Source organism: Arthrobacter sp. QXT-31, assembly GCF_001969265.1.
GTDB lineage: Bacteria > Actinomycetota > Actinomycetes > Actinomycetales > Micrococcaceae > Arthrobacter.
Map to the genome: position 1 here is coordinate 3,255,554 of NZ_CP019304.1, position 19,419 is coordinate 3,274,972.

23 protein-coding genes and 1 pseudogene are annotated in these 19,419 nt (G+C 65.7%); 5 read left to right on the forward strand and 19 right to left on the reverse strand.

Going from position 1 to position 19,419, the window contains the following annotated elements; genetic code table 11:
• Positions 1 to 62 precede the first annotated feature (62 nt).
• The gene (ctaD, locus tag BWQ92_RS14720; RefSeq protein ID WP_076800642.1) at positions 63 to 1,811 is read right to left on the reverse strand and encodes an aa3-type cytochrome oxidase subunit I; all 1,749 of its coding nucleotides are present in this window, start codon (positions 1,809 to 1,811) and stop codon (positions 63 to 65) included.
• Between the two features lie 130 nt (positions 1,812 to 1,941).
• Entirely contained in the window at positions 1,942 to 2,406 is a 465-nt protein-coding gene (locus tag BWQ92_RS14725; RefSeq protein WP_076800644.1) for a DUF4383 domain-containing protein, read from the reverse strand.
• 567 nt (positions 2,407 to 2,973) lie between these two features.
• On the opposite strand from BWQ92_RS14725, the gene BWQ92_RS14735 reads away from it, so the two are divergent.
• Positions 2,974 to 3,885 (forward strand): FRG domain-containing protein, encoded by a 912-nt coding sequence (locus tag BWQ92_RS14735; RefSeq protein WP_076800648.1) that lies wholly within the window; start codon positions 2,974 to 2,976, stop codon positions 3,883 to 3,885.
• Between the two features lie 22 nt (positions 3,886 to 3,907).
• Here BWQ92_RS14735 and BWQ92_RS14740 read toward each other — a convergent pair whose 3' ends face one another.
• Complete coding sequence (locus BWQ92_RS14740) at positions 3,908 to 4,324, reverse strand: CBS domain-containing protein (RefSeq protein ID WP_076800650.1); 417 nt, start codon at positions 4,322 to 4,324, stop codon at positions 3,908 to 3,910.
• Between the two features lie 54 nt (positions 4,325 to 4,378).
• Complete coding sequence (locus tag BWQ92_RS14745) at positions 4,379 to 4,801, reverse strand: hypothetical protein (RefSeq protein ID WP_076800652.1); 423 nt, start codon at positions 4,799 to 4,801, stop codon at positions 4,379 to 4,381.
• Between the two features lie 556 nt (positions 4,802 to 5,357).
• Between BWQ92_RS14745 and BWQ92_RS14750 the strand changes: the two genes are divergently transcribed.
• On the forward strand, positions 5,358 to 6,776 hold the full coding sequence (locus BWQ92_RS14750) for an ABC transporter substrate-binding protein (protein ID WP_076800655.1): 1,419 nt from the start codon (positions 5,358 to 5,360) through the stop codon (positions 6,774 to 6,776).
• A 21-nt stretch (positions 6,777 to 6,797) separates the two neighbouring features.
• On the opposite strand, the gene BWQ92_RS14755 is transcribed toward BWQ92_RS14750, so the two are convergent.
• The 6 genes from BWQ92_RS14755 to BWQ92_RS14775 form a co-directional block, all read right to left on the reverse strand.
• Positions 6,798 to 7,790: an ADP-dependent NAD(P)H-hydrate dehydratase gene (locus BWQ92_RS14755; RefSeq protein ID WP_172804289.1), complete on the reverse strand. Its 993-nt coding sequence runs from the start codon at positions 7,788 to 7,790 to the stop codon at positions 6,798 to 6,800.
• A complete protein-coding gene (locus BWQ92_RS14760; protein ID WP_076803739.1) occupies positions 7,774 to 8,532 on the reverse strand; it encodes a histidine phosphatase family protein in 759 nt (252 codons plus the stop codon). The genes BWQ92_RS14755 and BWQ92_RS14760 overlap by 17 nt, the downstream gene beginning before the upstream one ends.
• A gap of 276 nt (positions 8,533 to 8,808) precedes the next feature.
• The gene (locus tag BWQ92_RS23580; RefSeq protein WP_157365164.1) at positions 8,809 to 8,973 is read right to left on the reverse strand and encodes a hypothetical protein; all 165 of its coding nucleotides are present in this window, start codon (positions 8,971 to 8,973) and stop codon (positions 8,809 to 8,811) included.
• Positions 8,974 to 9,006: 33 nt separating this feature from the next.
• Positions 9,007 to 10,104 (reverse strand): LCP family protein, encoded by a 1,098-nt coding sequence (locus BWQ92_RS14765; RefSeq protein WP_076800657.1) that lies wholly within the window; start codon positions 10,102 to 10,104, stop codon positions 9,007 to 9,009.
• Between the two features lie 53 nt (positions 10,105 to 10,157).
• Positions 10,158 to 10,781, reverse strand: coding sequence for an arsenate reductase/protein-tyrosine-phosphatase family protein (locus BWQ92_RS14770; protein WP_076800659.1), 624 nt, complete (start codon positions 10,779 to 10,781; stop codon positions 10,158 to 10,160).
• A 70-nt stretch (positions 10,782 to 10,851) separates the two neighbouring features.
• Positions 10,852 to 11,325 (reverse strand): hypothetical protein, encoded by a 474-nt coding sequence (locus BWQ92_RS14775; protein WP_076800661.1) that lies wholly within the window; start codon positions 11,323 to 11,325, stop codon positions 10,852 to 10,854.
• A gap of 94 nt (positions 11,326 to 11,419) precedes the next feature.
• On the opposite strand from BWQ92_RS14775, the gene BWQ92_RS14780 reads away from it, so the two are divergent.
• Complete coding sequence (locus tag BWQ92_RS14780; protein WP_083706318.1) at positions 11,420 to 11,980, forward strand: universal stress protein; 561 nt, start codon at positions 11,420 to 11,422, stop codon at positions 11,978 to 11,980.
• 75 nt (positions 11,981 to 12,055) lie between these two features.
• The gene (locus tag BWQ92_RS14785; protein WP_076800663.1) at positions 12,056 to 12,343 is read left to right on the forward strand and encodes a DUF6221 family protein; all 288 of its coding nucleotides are present in this window, start codon (positions 12,056 to 12,058) and stop codon (positions 12,341 to 12,343) included.
• Between the two features lie 7 nt (positions 12,344 to 12,350).
• Here the strand turns inward: BWQ92_RS14785 and BWQ92_RS14790 are convergent, their stop codons facing one another.
• The 9 genes and pseudogenes from BWQ92_RS14790 to BWQ92_RS24340 form a co-directional block, all read right to left on the reverse strand.
• Positions 12,351 to 13,025, reverse strand: a complete 675-nt coding sequence (locus BWQ92_RS14790; protein ID WP_076800665.1) for a DUF6766 family protein — start codon at positions 13,023 to 13,025, stop codon at positions 12,351 to 12,353.
• A 92-nt stretch (positions 13,026 to 13,117) separates the two neighbouring features.
• Entirely contained in the window at positions 13,118 to 13,534 is a 417-nt protein-coding gene (locus BWQ92_RS14795) for a hypothetical protein (RefSeq protein ID WP_083706319.1), read from the reverse strand.
• Positions 13,521 to 14,144, reverse strand: coding sequence for a Rho termination factor N-terminal domain-containing protein (locus BWQ92_RS14800; protein ID WP_076800667.1), 624 nt, complete (start codon positions 14,142 to 14,144; stop codon positions 13,521 to 13,523). Before BWQ92_RS14800 ends, BWQ92_RS14795 begins: the two co-directional genes overlap by 14 nt.
• A 577-nt stretch (positions 14,145 to 14,721) precedes the next feature.
• Positions 14,722 to 14,949, reverse strand: coding sequence for a hypothetical protein (locus BWQ92_RS14810; protein ID WP_076800672.1), 228 nt, complete (start codon positions 14,947 to 14,949; stop codon positions 14,722 to 14,724).
• Positions 14,939 to 15,316, reverse strand: a complete 378-nt coding sequence (locus tag BWQ92_RS23205) for an ANTAR domain-containing protein (RefSeq protein ID WP_083706320.1) — start codon at positions 15,314 to 15,316, stop codon at positions 14,939 to 14,941. The genes BWQ92_RS14810 and BWQ92_RS23205 overlap by 11 nt, the downstream gene beginning before the upstream one ends.
• 485 nt (positions 15,317 to 15,801) lie before the next feature.
• Positions 15,802 to 16,563: a GAF and ANTAR domain-containing protein gene (locus tag BWQ92_RS14820; protein ID WP_076800674.1), complete on the reverse strand. Its 762-nt coding sequence runs from the start codon at positions 16,561 to 16,563 to the stop codon at positions 15,802 to 15,804.
• A gap of 465 nt (positions 16,564 to 17,028) precedes the next feature.
• Positions 17,029 to 17,669 (reverse strand): annotated as a pseudogene (locus BWQ92_RS14825) (DUF3618 domain-containing protein).
• A complete protein-coding gene (locus tag BWQ92_RS14830) occupies positions 17,666 to 18,097 on the reverse strand; it encodes a phage holin family protein (protein WP_076800676.1) in 432 nt (143 codons plus the stop codon). Before BWQ92_RS14830 ends, BWQ92_RS14825 begins: the two are co-directional and overlap by 4 nt.
• Positions 18,094 to 18,978 carry a hypothetical protein gene (locus tag BWQ92_RS24340; RefSeq protein WP_442856727.1) on the reverse strand — a complete coding sequence of 295 codons (885 nt, stop codon included), beginning with the start codon at positions 18,976 to 18,978 and terminating at the stop codon, positions 18,094 to 18,096. The genes BWQ92_RS14830 and BWQ92_RS24340 overlap by 4 nt, the downstream gene beginning before the upstream one ends.
• A gap of 138 nt (positions 18,979 to 19,116) precedes the next feature.
• Here BWQ92_RS24340 and BWQ92_RS14840 point away from each other — a divergent pair, with 138 nt between their 5' ends.
• Entirely contained in the window at positions 19,117 to 19,392 is a 276-nt protein-coding gene (locus BWQ92_RS14840) for a GlsB/YeaQ/YmgE family stress response membrane protein (RefSeq protein WP_076800678.1), read from the forward strand.
• Positions 19,393 to 19,419: the final 27 nt, after the last annotated feature.

The following is a 19,419-nucleotide window of genomic DNA, read 5'->3' on the forward strand; positions in this document are numbered from 1 at the left end:
GAGGCCCCGGACTCCCTTTGGAGTCCGGGGCCTCAGTGCGTGTGGAAGCCGGCCGGCTGGCGCTACTCGTCCGGGCTCGGGCTGCGCACGTCGCGCTCGCCAATGTCCGCCGCACCCAGAACGTCGGCAGCAGTGCTGTGCACGGCGTCGTGTTCGCGGACGCGCAGTTCTGGATGGTGCAGGTCCAGGGACGGACGCTCGGAGCGGATGCGCGGCAGGGACGTGAAATTGTGCCGCGGCGGCGGGCAGGACGTGGCCCATTCCAGCGAGGCGCCGAAGCCCCAGGGATCGTCCACCTCCACCTTCTCCTTGCTGCGGGCCGTGATGAACACGTTCCAGAAGAACGGAATCAGCGAGGCGCCCAGGAGGAAGGAGCCAAAGGTGGAGAACTGGTTCATGGCCGTGAAGTTGTCCTGCGGCATGTAGTCCGCGTAGCGGCGGGGCATGCCTTCAACGCCGAGCCAGTGCTGGATCAGGAAGGTGCCGTGGAAGCCCACGAGCAGCATCCAGAAGTGGATCTTGCCGAGGCGCTCGTTGAGCATCTTGCCCGTCCACTTCGGCCACCAGAAGTAGAAGCCTGCGAACATCGCGAACACCACGGTGCCGAACACCACGTAGTGGAAGTGGGCCACCACGAAGTAGGAGTCGGAGACGTGGAAGTCCAGCGGCGGGGAGGCCAGGATGATGCCCGTCAGGCCGCCGAAGAGGAACGTGATGAGGAAGCCGATGCTCCACAGCATCGGGGTCTCGAACGTCAGCGAGCCGCCCCACATGGTGCCGATCCAGTTGAAGAATTTCACCCCGGTGGGGACGGCGATGAACATGGTCATGAGTGCGAAGAACGGCAGCAGCACGGAACCGGTGACGTACATGTGGTGCGCCCAGACTGTGGCCGACAGGGCAGCGATGGCAATGGTGGCGTAGACCAGGCCCTTGTAGCCGAAGATCGGCTTGCGGCTGAAGACCGGGAAGATCTCGGAAACGATGCCGAAGAACGGCAGCGCGATGATGTACACCTCGGGGTGGCCGAAGAACCAGAACAGGTGTTGGAACAGCAGGGCCCCGCCGTTTTCGGGGTCGTAAATGTGGGCGCCGAAGCGGCGGTCCGCTCCGACGGCGAAGAGCGCGGCCGCCAGCGGCGGGAACGCCATCAGCACCAGCACCGAGGTGATCAGGGTGTTCCATGTGAAGATCGGCATGCGCCACATGGTCATGCCGGGGGCGCGCATGCAGATGATGGTGGTGATGAAGTTGACGGCGCCGAGGATGGTGCCGAAGCCGGATAGCGCCAGGCCAAAGACCCACAGGTCGCCGCCAATTCCCGGTGTGAAGGTGGTGTTGTTGAGCGGCGCATAGACCGTCCAGCCGAAGGCTGCGGACCCCTGCGGCGTGATGAAGCCGGATACGGCGATGGTTGAGCCGAACAGGAAGAACCAGTAGGCCAGCGCGTTCAGCCGGGGGAACGCCACGTCCGGGGCGCCGATCTGCAGCGGCATGATCACATTGGTGAACCCGGCGAACAGGGGGGTGGCGAACATCAGCAGCATGACCGTGCCGTGCATGGTGAACATCTGGTTGTACTGCTCTTTTGTCACCAGGACCTGCATGCCTGGCTCGAAGAGTTCGGCGCGGATGAGCAGGGCCATCACGCCGCCGAGGCAGAAGAACACGAAGGAGGTAATCAGGTACAGATACCCGATGGTCTTGTGGTCGGTTGTGGTGACCCACCTGACCACCATGTTGCCTTTTCGGCGGGGCACAACCCTGGGAGCCTCAGTGGTGATGCTTACTGGTTGCTGATATGCGGTCATCGTCTGCCACTCCCCGGCATCGCGCTTCAACGCCCCGTTTGGTGCGAGGGTGCCGGCAGGACCGTGAGCGGTTCACAGAACCGACGGCATCAGGATAGCGCCTGCGGCACCCCCGCAAAAGGTTTACCGGTTAATGGCCTGTGGCGGGACCGGGGACCCTCCGGGTGTCACGGGACAGCATCAGGGCCAGGCCGACCATCCCGACACCCAGCAGCAAATGCAGCCAGTTGTCGGCCATGTTGACCGGAACAAAGTTTGCAGCGGTCTCGTGCCCGATCAGCAGGCCATACAGCCACAGGACCAGGTAGATGATCCCGCCGTACAGCAGGTAGCTCCGTGCTTGCCCCGGCGTCCGTGCCATAAGAAGTCCGGCCACGCCAAAGAGCAGGTGGACGATGTTGTGCAGGATGGACACCTGGAAGACGCCCAGCAGCAGGGCGTCGGACGCGGGCCCGGCCATTCCCAGAGCCGCGTAGTTCGTGGTGATGCCGGGAATGAACCCGAGGATGCCGACGAGCAGGAAGACTGCCCCTACGGTCTGGGCGGCCCTTTGCAGCCGGGACCTTGCACCGGCCGCGCTGCCCATGGTGGTCATGGCGACTACTCCTTCAAATGGAATTGGGTGGAACGGATAGTGAATGGTGCCTTTAGGAAGCCCGCTTTCGGTGGCGCCTAAACCATGGTTTTGTTTCCGCGGCGGCGTCGCCAAACAAAGATGATGAGAGCGGTGATGATCAATACCGCCCCGATGACATACGGGGCCCAGTTGAGGCGGTTGGCTTCCGATTCGGCCGGTTCTCCCGTGCCTGGATTGGCGGGAGGCTCGGACGGGGTTGCGGACGGCGACGACGTACCGGTGGGCGCCGGCGTTCCGGCCGCATCGGACGTCCCCGCTTGCACGGGGACAGAGTGCGCGGTCACAGGGTGAACCGTCACAGTGTGGCCCCCCGTTGCAGCCGCGGCGGAAGGTCCCGCATGGGACGGTGCAGCGAGCGAAAGCGCGGCGCCGGCGATGGCAACTAGGGCGGCGAGAGTAGCAAACAGCCTGCGCATAAATTCTCCTGCGGTTGTCCGGTGCTGGCATGAATATAGTAAGCATGATTAGTATCTAAAGATAAGTTCCCTTGGTAATTTATGCGGCTCCAGTCCAAAAGGCGGTCTCGTGGGAAACGGACAGGAAGTCCACGTTGAAGATCTTCAGCAGCTGATCTTTGCCCTGACGCAGGACCAGTGGCAGCCGTCAGAGGCGAAGTACCGCATCAACATCGCGTACCGCGGCCTGTCCTCGGACGAGTATCCGCTGGAGACCGGACTGGCCAGGCTGCAGGCCGAAGCCGCCGGCGGCCTGGAGCAGCATCTGCTGCGCAACTTCAAGAAGTACGCCCACCGGGATGCCACCCCCGGGGATTCGCTGTGGAACTGGCTGAGCGTTGCGCAGCACCACGGACTGCCAACTCGCCTGCTCGACTGGACGTTTTCCCCGTACGTCGCCCTGCACTTCGCCACCTCGAATCCGCGGGGCTACGGCCGTCCCGGCGTGATCTGGTGCGTCGATTACGTGGCGGCGCACGAGCTCCTGCCGCCGGGCCTGCGGACCCACGTGGAGCCGCTGGGCCACGGCCTGTTCACCACCGAAATCCTCACTGCTGCCGCCGGGTCGCTGGAAGCTTTTGATGAATACAGGTCCGACGACGGCGCCGGCGTCCCGCTGTTCTTCGAACCGCCGTCGTTGGATGACCGGATCGTCAACCAGTCGGCCGTCTTCTCGATCATGACTGATCCGGAGGCGTCGCTGGCAGACTGGCTGGCAGGGCACCCCGAGCTCTACCGCAAGGTGGTGTTTCCGGCGGAGCTGAAGTGGGCCATCCGGAACCACCTGGACCAGGCCAACGTCACTGAACGTGTGCTGTTGCCCGGCCTGGACGGCCTCTGCCGCTGGCTGGCCCGCTATTACGGCGACCGTCCCGAGCAGGTGTATCCGGACGCGCAGTTCTCGCCGACCGAGGCAGCCGATCCGGATTCGGCCGATGCCGGACCTGCGGCACCGGGCGCCCGATTAAGGGGGCCCGGTTAAGGGACGCCCGGCCTGAGGACGCTCAGTAGGAGATGAACTCCACGAGTTCGCCCACCCGGTCTTCCGGGTAGTTCCTGGCAATGTCGGCCTGGCTGAGCATCCCGACCAGGTCGTGGCCGTCAATCACCGGCAGCCTGCGCACCTGGTGCTGCTGCATGGTTCGGATAGCTTCTTCAATCGTGTCGTCGGCGCCAATCGTCACGGGTTTACCGGCAGCGAGATCGCCCGCCGTGGTGCTCTTGGGGTCGCCGCCCTCGGCCAGGCAGCGGACCACAATGTCCCGGTCTGTGAGCATCCCCTTGAGCCGGTTGTCCTCCCCGCAGATCGGCAGCGAACCGACGTCGAGGTCCTTCATCTTCCTGGCAGCCTGCTCCAGGGTTTCGTTGACGCCGATGCACTCGGCCCCGCCGGTCATGATGTCGCGAGCCAGGATGGACATTGCCGTTCTCCTCATTCCGGGGTTTTCTGTCGAGCCCTTGTGCGGGGCTCTTGTTCAGTCGGGCACTTCCATTTGGAATCCGCAGCCGCAACGCAGCAGCCGGGTGGGCAAGTGGACGTCGTGGATGGTCGGGTAGTGGCCGAGCTCCGAACCGTAGATGCTGCTGGTCCCCGAACTGAGCGAAGCCATCGGGGTACCGCAGTGGAAGTACTCGCCGCCGAACTGCAGCACCCCCATCACCTGGCCGTGGCGGTTCAGCACACCCGCCACGTCATGGACACCGGCGGCGTGGGCGTAGAAGTGGTCGCATTCCACGCAGGTGTAGGAAACGTCGACGACGCCGTCCTGAGGGGGATGAAGGGCCTCGATCGATTCGACGATCAGATGTTCATCCGTCTGGCACTGCGAACACCACAGGGGGTCGCCGGAGGGACGCTGCGCTTCGCCGGGCAGGTGGGCGTTGGAGATGGTCGTCATTGACGCGCTCCTGGTTAGGGGGCATCGGCGCCCTGCTGCTTGAGCTCAATCCCACGCTTAAAATACTCCCGGCCAGACGGGCCTAGCAATAGCACCCCAAGCCGGCGGGGAGCCGCAGGAACAGCCGGCCGTCCGCCGTCGTCAGCTCCCGTTTTCCCGTCCCGACGGCGCCGGATCCGGAAGGAAAATACCCGCAGCCGGGACCCCTTGTGGCGGGGTGGAGCCGGTGCTATAAAACATCTACAGCCAGCCCACGCGGCCGGCAGTGAACGGGAGGACCCGGGGCTTCAATTTGGCTGCCAGAGGGGCGGTTAGCCCGGGAGCACGCCACCGCGCCAGACAGCGCACGGCAGCAGCGTCCGGATCCTCTCGCGGACGGCCTCCGGCTCAACGAGCGGAGGCCGTCCCTTCATGTGGGCATTCATTTTCCGGGTCAGGCAGGCCCGGCTGACAGCCGGGAACCTATTGGCTACGCTTATCACACAGGTCTCCTAGTTGTACGGGGTTGACGCCCCGCGTGCCTCCGTACTGCGGACACGTATGGCAGGAGTGCCAAGTGAATAGGACCAGAGGCCAAGTCAGGGCGGCTGTTCTAGCGGTAGTCTCCTTGGCGGCGGCCTTTCTCGTGTCCTGTACGCCCGGCAACGGCCAGCCGCCCGGGCCTGCCCCGGATATCGACCACCACAACATCACCGTCTGGACTACCGAGACGCTTCCGGACCGGATGGCCAAGCTCCGCGCCGTCATCGAGGATTTCACCGCCGCCACCGGGGTGAAAGCCGACCTCGTGGGCGTTCCGTCGCACCGCTTCAACCAGGTCATGGCGTCTTCAGCCGCCTCCGGAGACCTTCCCGACGTGATGGCTTCCCTGTCGCTGGGGCAGGTCCGGACCATGGCGGCCTCCGGCCACATCAACTCCGCGGCCAACGCGGCCATCGTACAGAGCCTCGGGGAACAGACGTGGGCCGCCCGGGCGCTTGAACTGACCCGCCACAACGGCCAGCAGTTGGCCGTTCCGGGCTCCGCCTGGCACCAGTTGGTCTATTACCGCAAGGATCTCTTCGCGAAGGCCGGGCTGAAGGCGCCCCGGACATACGCGGACCTTGTAGCTGCGGCCAGGACGCTGGATTCCCCGGCGCTCGCCGGAATAGTTGCGGCCAACAAGACAGGCCAGGCGTTCACGCAGCAGTCGTTTGAGCACGTTGCGCAGGGTAACGGCTGCGAGATGGTGGACGCCAAGGGAGGCATCAGCTTCGACAGCCCCCAGTGCGTTGCGGCCCTGCGCTTCTACCGTGACCTGCTCAAGAACTATTCCGTGCCCGGCATACAGGACATTGACTCCGTGCGGTCCGCCTATTTCGCCGGCAAGGCAGCCATGGCGATCTGGCCCACGAACATGCTGGATGAGCTGGCCGGTACCCGGACCGATGCCCGGCCCGGCTGCGCGGAATGCATCAAGGACCCGCTGTTCCTGGCACGGAATACCGGAGTGGTGGCCGGTCTCCAGGGCCCGGACGGGGAACGGCCGGCGCACTTCGGTGAAGTGGTCTCGTGGACTGTCACGGCTGATTCGGACGCCGAACCTGCCCGCCGCTTCGTGGAGTACTTCCTGACCGGCGGCTATGCTGACTGGCTCGCCATTGCACCGGAGGAGCGCATTCCTGTGCGCTCGGGCAGCACTGCAAACCCGGCCGAATACGCCGAGGCCTGGATGTCCACGCAGGTTGCGGCCGGCCGGACCGAACGGCTCGGCAGCGTTTATGCCAGGGACGTTCTCTCCACCCTGCTGCAGGGCGCCAACGACCTGGAGCGCTGGGGGATCGTCGAGGGCCACGGGGAGCTTGCCGGAGCTGCGATGACTGAACTGCCCATAGCCAGGGCCGTCGGCGACGTCGCAGCTGGCCGCGCCGAGCCGCAGGCCGCAGCCACCAAGGCTGCCGCATCGCTCCGGTCCATGCTGAAGTCGATGAAGTGATCCGCTGGCGGCACCTCCTGCCTACGTGGCCAGCTCCATCATGAGCCGCGGCAGTTCGTCGGCTAGTTCCCTCGCCAGATAGCCGAGGCTGCCCACCCGGCTGGCCAGTCTGTCGCCTGCCACTGCATGAAGATGCGTCCCCCAGCACGCAGCCTGCGCGTCGCTGGTTCCCCGGGCCCGGAGCCCTGCGATGGCGCCCGCCAGGATGTCGCCGCTGCCCGAGGTTCCCAGCCCGCCGTAGCCGGTGGTGATCTCCCAATGGCCCCCGGTGGCGGGGGATTCACTGTCCGGAGAGCCGCCGTCGGGGTTTCCGCCGTCCGGATTGCCGGCGCCGGGAGGCCCGGCAATCACGCCCTGGCAGCTCACCACTGCCCCGTACTTCCGGGCGATTTCGACGACGTCCGCCGCCAGATCTTCCGTATCCCGGCCAAGCAGGACTCCCGCTTCGGTGGGGTTGGGCGTGAGGATCAGCCGGCCAGCCCAGGGACCGAGTTCGTCAACCAGCCGGGGGAGCGCACCCAGGGCATAGGCATCGAGCACCAGGGCCGGCGCATCACCGGAATCCCGGGACGAGTCATGCCGGAGCAGTCCCCGCAGCAGCGCCTCGGTCTGGCCGATGTCATCCAGCCCCGGGCCAATCAGCACCGCATCCGCAGAATCATAATCCCCGACCAGGTCCTCGAGTCCGGCGTCACCCACCGAGCCGCCCGGAGCTTCGGGCAGTCCGATCACCCCCGCCTCGGGCAGCGTCACGGCCAGCTGGACCGCCACCGATTCGGCGACTGCCAAGGTCACCCGCCCAGCCCCGGCCCGAAGGGCGGCCGTGCCGGCGAGCAATGTGGCGCCCGGGGTGCGGCGGCCGCCGCCGACCACCAGCACCGCGCCGCGGGAGTACTTGTCCTCGCCGGCCGAGGGCAGCGGCCAGCTTCGCAGGAGCGTCGGAGTGATCAGGGTGCCGGCATTGTCGGTGGAAGCATTGGGGGCAGCGTTGGAGGCCTCAGCGCGGGTGGACATTGGCATCTCCCGCGTGTTCGGTTACTTCAACGCCCTGCTCTATGAGGTGGTGGGCCACGTTGAAGCTTTCCAGCGTCCATGGGCCCACGCCCTCCGGCCGGACATAGCGGGTCAGCGATGCGTTCAGGACCGGGTTGCTGGCGGCCACGTCCAGGAGCTCCCGTTCAGACATGCCCTCCAGGATGTACCGGAACAGCATGACCACGGCGTCATGGCACACCAGCATGACCCGGTGGCCGCTGCCGAGCGCGTTCAGTTCGCCGATCACAGAGCGGAGCCGCAGCGCCACGTCCGCCCAGGATTCCCCGCCCGGCGGCCGGTAATAGAACTTGCCGAGCCACCGCCGTCGTTCTGCCTCCTCGGGGAGCCGGGTTTCCACGCCAAAGGCCGTGAGCATGTCCAGAATGCCCAGCTCACGGTCGCGGAGGCGCTCGTCCGAGCGGACGGGGACGGGCCAGCCCGCCGTCTCCACAGCGATCTCGGCCGTCTGGTAGGCGCGCATGTAGGGGGAGGAGATGACGACGTCGGGCCGCCGGTCCTCGGGGACCGCCGCCAGGGCGCGGCCCAGGGCAGTTACCTGCTCCCGTCCCGTGGAGGAAAGCTCGACGTCGGCATCACGGGCCGGGACGGCGATCACCTCCGCGCCGGAAACAGTGGCGTCGGTGGCGGCCACGTTGCCCTGGCTCTCGCCGTGCCGGATCAGGATGAGCTCCACGGCGCCGGCTGTCCAGGCAGCGGGCACCGGGGCATCCTTGTGCGTTCCGTCAGCGGAGGTTCCGTTCTGTCCCACGATTGCACTCCCGTTCCGGCTAGGCCTGCGAATTTTCACGTTACTAGTGCCTTACCCGGAATGTCAGCAGAGTAATCACCCGCCCGGAACCTCGTCCGGAACTCCAGACGCGTCCTCAGATTTAGTCGCCTCGAGCCAAACGCTCCCTCACATCCTGCTGCCAAACGGGAAACGCCCTATCACCGGTGAGGACGCGTCTGGAAAAGGCGGCAGGAGGTGAGGACGCGTTTAGGGGATGCGTTTGCCGCCCGAGCGGTTGACGAAGAACACCAGCAGGGCTGCCAGCAGGAGGACAGGCGCCAGCCACAGCAGGAAGGACACGGCCTCCACGGCGGCGCCCACGATGAAAAACAGCACCGCAACAATTGCGATGACCCAGATCAGCTTATTCACTGGCTACCCCTAACGATCGGCGCTCCAAGAGCGTCACTTCCCCAGCGTCGCGGCGTATTGCCCCAGCCGGTCCCTCCCGAGCGCCGCCCCCACTGCGGCCACAGCGGAGGGGTCCTGCAGCACGATCGACTGGCCGTCCGTGCTGAACCCGGTGCCCGCCGTCGGAAGCGTGAAAAACACCGCGTCCTGCATCCTGACGTTCCGCAGGCTGTACGCGAGGCTGGCCAGCCCCGCCGCGTTCAGTCCCTTGTCCACCGTGATGTACTTCGACGCTGTGTTGACCAGCTTATACAGCGTCACCGGGTTGGCCAGGGTCCGGGCGGAAAGCAGTTTGGCCAGGGTGGAGCGCAGGAACAGCTGCTGGTTCGCGACCCGGCGGTAGTCGCCGTCGGTAAACGCGTAGCGTTCGCGGACGAACTCGAGCGCGCGCTGGCCCTTGAGCCGGTTCACGCCGGCCGGGAAATGCTGGCGCGTGTCGTGCGTTGAGGTGAAGGCCTGCGGATTGTTGACGTCCACGCCGCCGAGCGCCTCGGTGATGCCCCTGAAGCCTTCGAAGTCCATCATGACGGCGTGGTGGATCTTCTGCCCGAACAGGGATTCCACGGTCCTCACGGCCAGCGGGATTCCGCCCTGCTCGAGCGATGCGTTGATCTTGGCTTCGCCGTAGCCGGGGATTGAGACCCAGAGGTCGCGCATGAGCGAGATCCCGTAGGCCTGTTTTCCGTCGCCGGACAGATGCACCAGCATGAGGACATCAGCGCGCTGGTTTGGCAGGCCGCTGGGCAAGGCGGGATCACCCCTGCGGTGGTCGCTGCCGATCAGCAGGATGTTCATGGGCAGCTTGGCCGGCGCCGGCGGTTTCAGCGGTTTGGGCGCAGGCTTCTTGGTGGGGGAGGGCTTGGCGGTTGCTGTCTGCGTGGGGCTTTCGGGGGCCGCGCTGATCTCTGTCTTGGCGGTCTGGTTGTTCCAGACCTGGGCCAGGCTGACCAGGAAGGCGCCCGCCACGAGGGCAATCCCGAGCACCGCTGCCAGCACAACGTTGCGTATGGGCCGTTTGGGTTTGGTGCCGCCGTCGGCACCCGGAGCGGGGTCGCCGTTGGCCCCGGCTCCCGGACTGTTCCGGGATTTCATGATCGGAAGGTATCACCAAAAGCCGTCCGTGAGAACGACGGCGGCCGGCCGCCTTAAGTGGGCGCGTTGAGCCGGGCGAAACGCAGGATGGAGATGATCGCCGGGGCCAGCTCGTCTTCCATCTGCCGGTAGTAGTCGGCGCTGCGGCGGTAGGGGTCGACGACGTCGTTGTCCGCGGCGTCGGGGGCCAGTGCGAGATGCCGGACCGATGCCGCCTGGGCGGGGAGCTTGCGCCAGAGCTTCGTGTTGGCCGCGAGCCGCCCACCGTTGAGGCCCGCCGCCGGAGGTGCCTGGCCTTCGCGCTCCTCCAGGACATCGAGCATCCTGGCGAACTCGCGGATGGTGAAGGTGCGCTTCAGCAGCGAGGCATCGAGCTGGAGCACCTCACCCCGGTGGCCGGAGGTCATGGTGAGGACCAGGTCCACGTTCCGGAGGATCTTGCCCGTCAGCTGGCGCGCCGCGAAGTCCTCCGCTGTCCCGCCAAAGGTGTGGATGATGTCCGCGGAGAGCGGCTGGACGGGATCGCCCACCAGGGCACGGGTTCCCGCGCTGCGAACCTCAAAGCCGCCGGGAAGCACCTGGTCCAGACCCGCCTGGAGGAGGCGTTCGGCTACCGGGGAACGGCAGATGTTGCCCGTGCAGACGGTCAGGATTCGGACTGGCGAATGCGGTTCCACGTATTGGCTCTCCCAGACTGGCGTGTAGGGCAGGTCTGCCCCACCGATTCAACTTAACATGCGGGCTGCATTATCCCGGGTACGCTGCGGCACCCGGGCCGGACGGCTTCGTGGCCCGTGTTGTCAGCCGCTGAACCAAAACAAACGTCAGCAGGGCCGCGGCAATGTGCACGTGGAGCAGCACATGCAGCGGCTGGGACGGGACGCCTTCCAGCAGCAGGCGGGGGCCGGTGAACTGCGCGGCGGACGCATGTCCATGGCCGCCGCCCAGGGTGGTGGCGAGCGGATTGGCGAAAAACGCAAAAGCCCAGTGGACGGTCTGCTGTCCCATACCCGCCAGCACCAGCAGGGCCCAGTTCGGAACACCGATGCGGGCCACGACTGCACCGGCCAGGCCCAGCAGTGCGGCTGTGGCGACGACGAGCGGCACCGCGGGCACCGGATGCCCGGTCCCGGCGTGGATGATCAGGCCCAGGACAACACTGACCGAGCCGAAGAACCAGCCGGCGACGGCATGCTGCCTGCTACCTCCGCGTTCCGCCATGCGCCCATCCTCCGTCAGGTTGCCCGCCGGTGCCAATGGGCCCTAGTAGGCTGACAATGAGAGTCACCCCGATCTGCCGTAAGGACAGCGTGGAATGGCAGCACTCATGAACGAGCCAGCGAAGAAGGCCGGGCTTCCCAGCGGCGAGGGCGAATTCGTCCCCCAGCGCATCGCCGGCCCGGTGGTGGCGGGCGTTGTGCCCGGGCAGCCGCCCGCCGTCGTGCAGAATGCCGCCCGGCTGGCTTACTCCCTGAACGTCAAGCTCATCTGCGCCTATGTGGACATCACGTCCTACCTCAGCAATGAGCGGGACGACCAGGACCTTCTGCAGTCGGCGGGCGCGGGAACCGTTGACGACGCCGAGCAGACCAGCGCCCGTCTCAGGGAGCACCTGCAGGGTGTCCTCGGCAAGGCCGGGATCCGCTGGTCGCTCCTGACCCTTGTCGGGGAACCTGCGCGGGCGCTTGCCCGGCTGGCCGATTCGGCCGACGCATCGGTGATCGTGGTGGGGACGCGCGAAGGAAGGGTGGGCGCCCGGCTGGAGCAGCTGCTGCTCGGTTCCGTGGCCGTCCACCTCACGCACCGGCAGACCCGGCCGGTGGTTGTTGTTCCGCTCGCCCCGCAGCGGCGGCACCGTCCGAAGGAGGAAGCCTGACGCCATACCGACGCGACTGAGGGTCCGGACGATGGACTCTATCCACCTACCCAAATTGAATGCGAGGGACTTCATATGGCCGACCTGATCGATTTTCTGGAAGCGCGGATCGCGGAGGACGAGGCGGATGCCCGGCAGGGACTGGAGACGGAAGGAACGGCGGGACCCGTCGTCGGGTGGTTCAATCCCGGCCGTGTGCTGTCGGAATGCGCGGCGAAACGGAAGATCTTGGGCAATGTCCCGCTGGTCACCGACGTTCCCACCGCCATCGGCGCCACCAGTGAATACGTCCTGATGGCCCTCGCCGCTGTGTACAAGGACCATCCGGACTACCAGGAAGGCTGGGCCGTCGACGGCCTCTGAGCCGGCATCAGCCGGTTGTGCCGGTGTCGTCGTGCGCCGAGCCCACGGGCTTGGACTCGGGTGAGCCGCGCTGGCGGAGGTAGATGGACAGCACAACCATGGATCCGACGGCCAGGAACTCGGACTGCCAGTTCTGCAGCGTGCGGTTCCAGAACTCCGGCGAGGCGATGTATTCCGTCCAGCCGACGGGCTGCTCGAAGTTTTGGATCTGCTCCTGGTTGTAGTTGCTGTTGCCGGAAATGGACTGCACCAGCCAGGACAGGACAAAGATCAGCCCCATCGTCAGCCCCAGCGAGTTGGAGTAGAGGGTACGCCGCCAGCCGGAGACGCGGGCCCACTTCGGCGATTTGGCGTTGCTGAACTCGCCCACGAGCTGTTCCTTGTCCGACTCGGTGCCGGGCTCGTTCAGCTCCTTGGATTCCGGGGAGCCCTTCTGGACCAGCCAGATGGTGGCAAAGATGTACAGCAGGAACTGCAGGTACTCGGACTGCCAGTTTTCCGAGACGTCCACGGCAAAGTTGGACGACACCAGGTACTGCGCGAGGCTGATTTCCTCCAGCCCGGAGCTGAGCTGTTCCTCGTTGTACAGGGCATGGCCGGTGAGGGCCTGGCCGAGGAGGGCGAGGAGGAAGATCAGGCCGAAGAACAGGCTGAGGCCGTTGTTTCTCAATGCTTTTTTCAAAGTCCGCCTATCCGTGCATCAGGCCGACAGCGGCCATGTACGCCAGGCCGCCGAGGATCAGGACCAGGTACAGGGTGAAGCTCCAGCGCATCTCACCTGCCTCCCACTTCACAGGCGTAGGGCGCCTCTTCGCCGTTGGGCTTGCAGCCGGCGGCGGTGACCTTCCAGCCTCCCTCGGAGACGGCGAGGAAGACGGCGTCGTTTTCGAATTGAACAAAGGCGTCCTGGCCGTACTGCTCGGTGCGGAGCACGTTTCCGGGGTCCGTGAGCTTCGCCTTCTCCTTCTCCAGTTGGTCCTCGCAGGTTCCGGAGTCGCTGGAGCGGGCCGTCTCCTCCCGGGTGTGGGGCTGCAGCAGCGAGCAGGCGGCGGCCATGTCGGAACCGGCCAGGGCACGGTGAAATGCTTCGGCCGCGCCGGTGGCGGCCGTTCCTTCGGGGGCGCAGCCGGAGAGCGCTGCCAGGGCGATGAGCCCTGGCAGGAGGCCTCCGGCGCCCCTACGCGTCTTCACGTTCCGGATTTTCCAGCCGGAAGAAGTTGGACTGTGTTCCGTCGGTGCGCTGTTCCTGGTAGATGAAATTGAGACGGCGGTCGTCAAACGTCTTGAACCATTCTTCCCAGCTGACGCGGCGCAGCTTGCTGTCGTCGCCGCCGAAATCAATGCGCAGCACGCCCAGGTGGTCGCCGTGCTCGGTGCCTTCAACGGTGGCCGGGGATCCGCCGCGTTCCTCTGCCCACTGCCTGATGACCTCATGGTGGGTCGTGGCCAGGCTGCGGCCTTCGCGTTCCGGTTCGTCCTCGGTGGAGGTGACCTCCTGTGAATATTTCAGCGAGCTGGATGAGGCGTCGCCGTGGCGGATCTTGCCGCCTTCCGGCCCGGCGCCCAGATCGTCAGCGTCAGCACCGCCGTCGTTGTTTTCCCCATCCCGGGAGTCACTGCCCCCGCCCTGGGAACGGGCGTTGGCGACCTCTTTCACCAACTCCTCCTTGCGCATGTTCGAGGCTCCGCTGATGTTCTCGCCGCGGGCCTCCTCACGCAGCTCATCCGCCTTCATTTCCCGGAGTTCGGTCTCGCTGACATTGGGAGTGTCCGGCGTCTGGTTACCTGGCTTTTCACTCATGGCAATTCCTCCTCGTGCTGGACGATAGCGATTACTAAGGTTACTTATTGTTTAGTCCGTGCCGGGTGGGCCGTCAAGTTCCCCAACCGGCTGAACAGGACGTAACCGGCGCCTTATGCAGCAGGCCGATCACTGCTAGTTTGGCAGGACGCATCCATTGCCTGCCGTCCCCACCGGCCGGTGCAGGCTGTTGTTTTAGGAGGTTTCTTTCATGAACGATGTTCCTGGACACGATGAACTGCCCTTGGCCGATTATGACCACATTCCCAGCGGAACCTTGCCCTCCCGGATCTCAGCCTTGGACGAAGGCGGCGTGGGCCAGTTGCTGGAGTACGAACGTGCCCATGGCAACAGGCTTCCGGTCGTCCAGATATTGGAGCACCGGTTGGAGGCGCTCAAGGGAGGCGCCGAGCCCAGCGGAAGTTCGGCTCCCCCCACCCCGGAAGTTAGCGGTGCAGACGGCGGATCGAAGGTGACCCCAGCAACGTCGGGACCACCGGTGAATCCGCCCCCTCACGGAGTCCCCACGAACCCATCCCAGCAACCGCGCTGAACGGGTTAGTCGTCGCTGAACGGGTCAGTTGTCGAAAGAATTGCCCAGTTCGTAGATGGCGTGGTCGAGAAGGTCCCGCTGGATGGGGCGCAGCATGTAGGAGCCGTGGAGGTAGGCCTCAATCTCCATCGCTCCGGCGTCGCCGCCGATGCTGAAGTAGTGCATCCAGAGCTCGTCGACCTCAAGGTCCGTCGAACGGAATGCCTTGGCAGTCCGTTCCCGCTGCTCCTCGCCGTCCGGGTCAAGATTCATGGCGACCGGCGGCGAGGTCCATGGTCGGTTCGAGGATCCCCAACGCCACGGCGCTGAGTAACGCTTCCTCCGTGCGCGAGCGCTTGATCATGACCTGCAGGGCGTCCCGTTCGCCCACCTGCAGCCGCTCCATGAGCACACCCTTGGCCATGTCGATGACGCTCCTGCTGTGCAGGGCATCTTTCAGGGCAGCGCTGAGCGCCGAGGCGCGATCCCGGGCCTGCAGGTTGGACAGGAAGAGTGCTGCAGGACCGGCCAGGAGGGACAGGATCTGCTCGCTGTGCTGATCAAAGGCATGCGGCCGGTCTGCGTAGACCTTCAGCGCTCCAATGGGCTCCTGCCCGCTCGCGCCGGTGGCGTCCGGCACCCACAGCGGGACGCTGAGGCAGGACAGCAGGCCCAGCGGAGCACTGGCAGCGCTCCACTCCGGCCAGCGCCGTTCCTCGCGAAGATCGTCAACGCGGAGGGTCGCGCACCGGCCCAGGCGGACAGGCAGGGACCCTCCCCGAGGTCGTACTGCAGGCGGTCCATCTCTTCCACCAGGGCGTTTGTCGACGCCGTACTGGTTGGCCTGCCTTGGGCATCGATCAAGGTGCCGCCTGCGCCGACACTGCCGGCTACACTTTCGTGCGCTACCTGTGCCAGGCTTTCCACGGCATGGTCGACCACTGTTTCCGTCAGCAGGAGTCCGGCCACGCGTGCGAAGATCTCGGACAGTTCACCTGCCATGGGTTGGTTCCGCGTCACGGGGTGGCCTCACATGTCATCAGGATGGGAAACGCCCCTCTGCGAGGTGCGTCCGGCAGGTGCTTCCCATCATAGTCAGGGGTCCTGCGGCTACTTCCGGAGGGCTTATCCATGCGTTTCATCACCGTGTCCTGCCCGCTCCGGAAGCTTTGCGCCGTTCAGGATGTCCGCTGCTATCCGCTTCAACTGCTGTTTGCTGGACAGCGCCATGTCGTGGAGGATTCCGGCTGCTTCGTCACGGCTGCTGCGCGTTTGGGCCATGACCAGGCTGAGGGCGGCATCGACGACGGCCCGGGACTGCAGGGCTCCGTGCAGCCGTTCGGGGTGTAGTGCCACCCGGTGGACGCGCAGGGCGAGGCGCAGTATGCGCGACAGCGAATGGGCGTAGGACTCGACCGAGGCGATGGCGGCCTCGTCAAACAGGTCGGTGCTCATGGCATAGCAGTTCAGGGCTGCTGAGGCGTCCGGTCCGGCATCGATGGGAACAGCTAGAACGGATGCAGCCCCGTGCCCCACCGCCCCGGCGTAGCGGCGCCACCGTTCAGACTCCTCGAGGTCCTCGACCAGCACCCTCCGGTTTTCCCTCAGGGCTGTCAGGCAAGGGCCGTCGTCGAACCCGTACTGCTTTTCATCCATCCTCTTGGCTGCCTCGCTGCTGCTGGCCACGGTAACCGGCCGCCCGTCACGTTCCACGGAAATCGCGCACAGCATGGGCTCGGGCGCAGCGAGTTTCGCCGCCGAAAAGACGCTGAGTTCAAGGAGGAATTCGTCAAAGCCCGGGCTCTCCAGCAGCAGATCCTGCAGCTGTTCCAGCGACGGCGGCGGATTTTGGGCAGACGAGGCTGCCTGGCCAGGCTCAGCGGCCATCGCATGCCTCGATCCACTGGGAGGAGGATCCCACAATCCATTCTTTGGGCCGGATCCAAGCTCCGGAAACGATCGCGGACTGGTTGGATCCACGGCCAACGCGTAACAAACAAGGCGAACACCACCGCAGGAGCTCCGCGCTTCACCTCTGCTTTCGAGCCTACTCCCAATATTCTGCGCGGGATACGCGACGCCCGGACCCGGCGCCGGCGCGGCCCAACTGACTGGCTGTAGATGCCGTTTTGAGGGCCCAAAACGGCATCTACTGCGAGTCAGTTGGGTGGTCATCGTTTGGTTCCGATCGGTTCTTGGGCGGTGGCTGTACGCGGACTGGATTTAAGAACGCCTGAAGACGACTGGAACGCTGCATCCACGAGGTTGCGGATGCAGCGTTCCAGGGGACATGCAGCAGGGCGGATTCAGTGCTGGGACAGAGCCCTGCTGAATCAGTCCGGCTCATGTCGACTACGTGTTTTTGACGTGGTCTTTGGCGTCGGTGGCGGTTGCTTTGACGTCGGAGGCGGCGGTTTGGCCTTCTTCCTTGACGTGCTGGGCGGCGTCGGTGGCGGTGGCCTTGACGTTTTCGACGGCTTCCTGGGCGGGTTCCTTCCAGCCCTGGGCCATGTCCTTGGCGGTTTCGGTCAGTTGGGTGGTGACCGGTTCGGCCGCGGTCTTGAGCTTGTCGGCGGCTTCGCGTTCCTTCTCGCTGGGCGGGATCAGGGAGGAGACGAGCAGTCCGGCGCCGAAGGCGATGAGCCCGGCGGCCAGGGGGTTGCCCTGGGTTTTCGCGGCGACCTGGCGGGGTGCGTCGGCGATCGCTTCGCCGGCGCCGTGGAGGGCGTTGCCTGCGGCGTCGGTGGCCTGGTGGACTCCGCCGCCGGTGGTGTGGGCGGCGGAGTGGATGCTGCCGGAGGCGCTGTGGGTGGCGTGTTCTGCGGTGCCCATGACTTTCTCCTTTACTCCGAAGACGGCGTCGCGGACCTTGCTGGTTGGCGGTGGACGATGTTGGAGGGGGTGACCTTGTCGGCGACCGCGTCCACGTTGGTGCCGAGGCGGGCGCGGGTGGCTTCGATGTCGGCGCGGATGGCGTCCGGGTTCTCACTCATCGGTGGTCTCCGTTCGGTTTGAGGGTGGGCGGGATTTCCTTGGCGGTTTCGACGGTCTGGGGCATGCCCTTGATGGCTTTGAGTTCCTTGCGTCCGACGGAGGCCAGGATCGCGGCGATGATGCCCCAGATCACGGCGACGACGACGGCGGACCAGCCCAGTCCCATTAGCTCGCCGAGGGCGTACCAGAGGGCGATGGAGAGGAACAGGAGCACGAAGTGCCCGGCGACGCCGGCGCCGGCGAGCATGCCGCCGCCCTTGCCGGCGCGGGTGCCGGACTGTTTGAGTTCGGCTTTGGCGAGTTCGATTTCCTGCCGGATCAGGGTGGACAGGTCCCGGGTGACCTCACCGAGGAGGTCGCCCAGGGACGTGGTGTCGGCCTTCGCGTGCGCGGCCGTTGGCGGTGTATCGGGTATCTGGCTGCTCACAGGGGACGACCTCCACCCTCGGTGTACGGGTCCTCGGGATCGCGCAGCGGAACGCCGGCTGAACCCGGAGCGTCAAATCCGGGGCGTGCGGGCTCGCCATACACCGTCTCCGCGTAGCTCGTCGGGGTTGCCTGCGGTGCGTCATACAGGGGAGCGGCCGGTGAAGTCAGGCTGCTTTCCGTGACGGGCGGCTGGACGGGGTACCGCGGGACGGTCCCGGTGTAAGCAACTCCGGTGCCGGTTTCGGGGGCGCCGGCCTGCAGGCTGCGGCCCAGGCGTCCGGCGAGTAGGCCAGCGCCTGCCGCGAGGAGCAGGAAGGTGCCGGGGCGCTGGCGGGCGAAGGACTTGACCTCATCCAGGAGCGAGCCCGGGTCCCGGTTGTCCAGCCAGGACGCGACGGATTCGGAGCGGTCGGCGGCCTGCCGGATCAGGTCCGAGGCCACGCCCTGCTGGTCCGGTGCCTCGGCCATGGTGCGCAGCTGCGAGGAGATGCTGCGGATGCCTTCGGCGGCCTTCGTCTGCTGGGTGCCGGCCTGGCTGGTCAAGTCAGACTTTGCCTGGTGCAGCAGGTCCCGGGCGCTGTTCTTGGCCTCGTAGGCGACGTTCTTCGCCTCGGACTTGGCCGTCTCGGCCACGTTCTGGGCTGCCCCGGCAGCGTGGCCCGCCACGTGGGCGGCCTCGTCCTTGGCCACATCCTTCTTGGAAGCATCGTCCTGGTAGGCCGTGGCGGAGCCGCTTGTGCCGTAGCCGGCACTGCCCGCGCCCGTGGCGTTGTAGCCGGTGGTGCCCGTTCCAGTTGTGCCGTAGCCCGTGGTGCCCGAACCGGTCGTGCCCGGGCCCGTGTTCTCCACGTCGGTGCCGAATGGGTTCTCGGTCATCATTGCTCTCTTTCCTTTGAGGGTTAGCTGCTGCTGATGAACCAGCACGCAGCAATAGTAAGCATGATTACGATCTAATAGTAAGTAGACTTCCTACACCATCTCAGAACTTGTCATGTGCAAGTAGGAAGGCTATGGATCATGATTGGATTTATCGTCGCCGGTCTCGTTATCGGGGCCCTTGCCCGCCTCATCAAACCGGGAAGGCAGAATCTCGGGATCGTCGCCACGCTGCTCTTGGGGCTGGCGGGGTCCGTTATCGGTGGAGTTGTGGCCAGCTTGCTCGGTACTGGCGACATCTTTGAGTTGAATGTCCTCGGCTTCATCGTTGCTGTTGTTGCGGCCGTTGCCCTCATTGGTGTCGCGGAGTCGATGGTAGGCCGCCGTCGTCGCGGGACACGCACCCGTCGCCTCTGACGGTTACCGTCGCTCCCGCTTCCATAC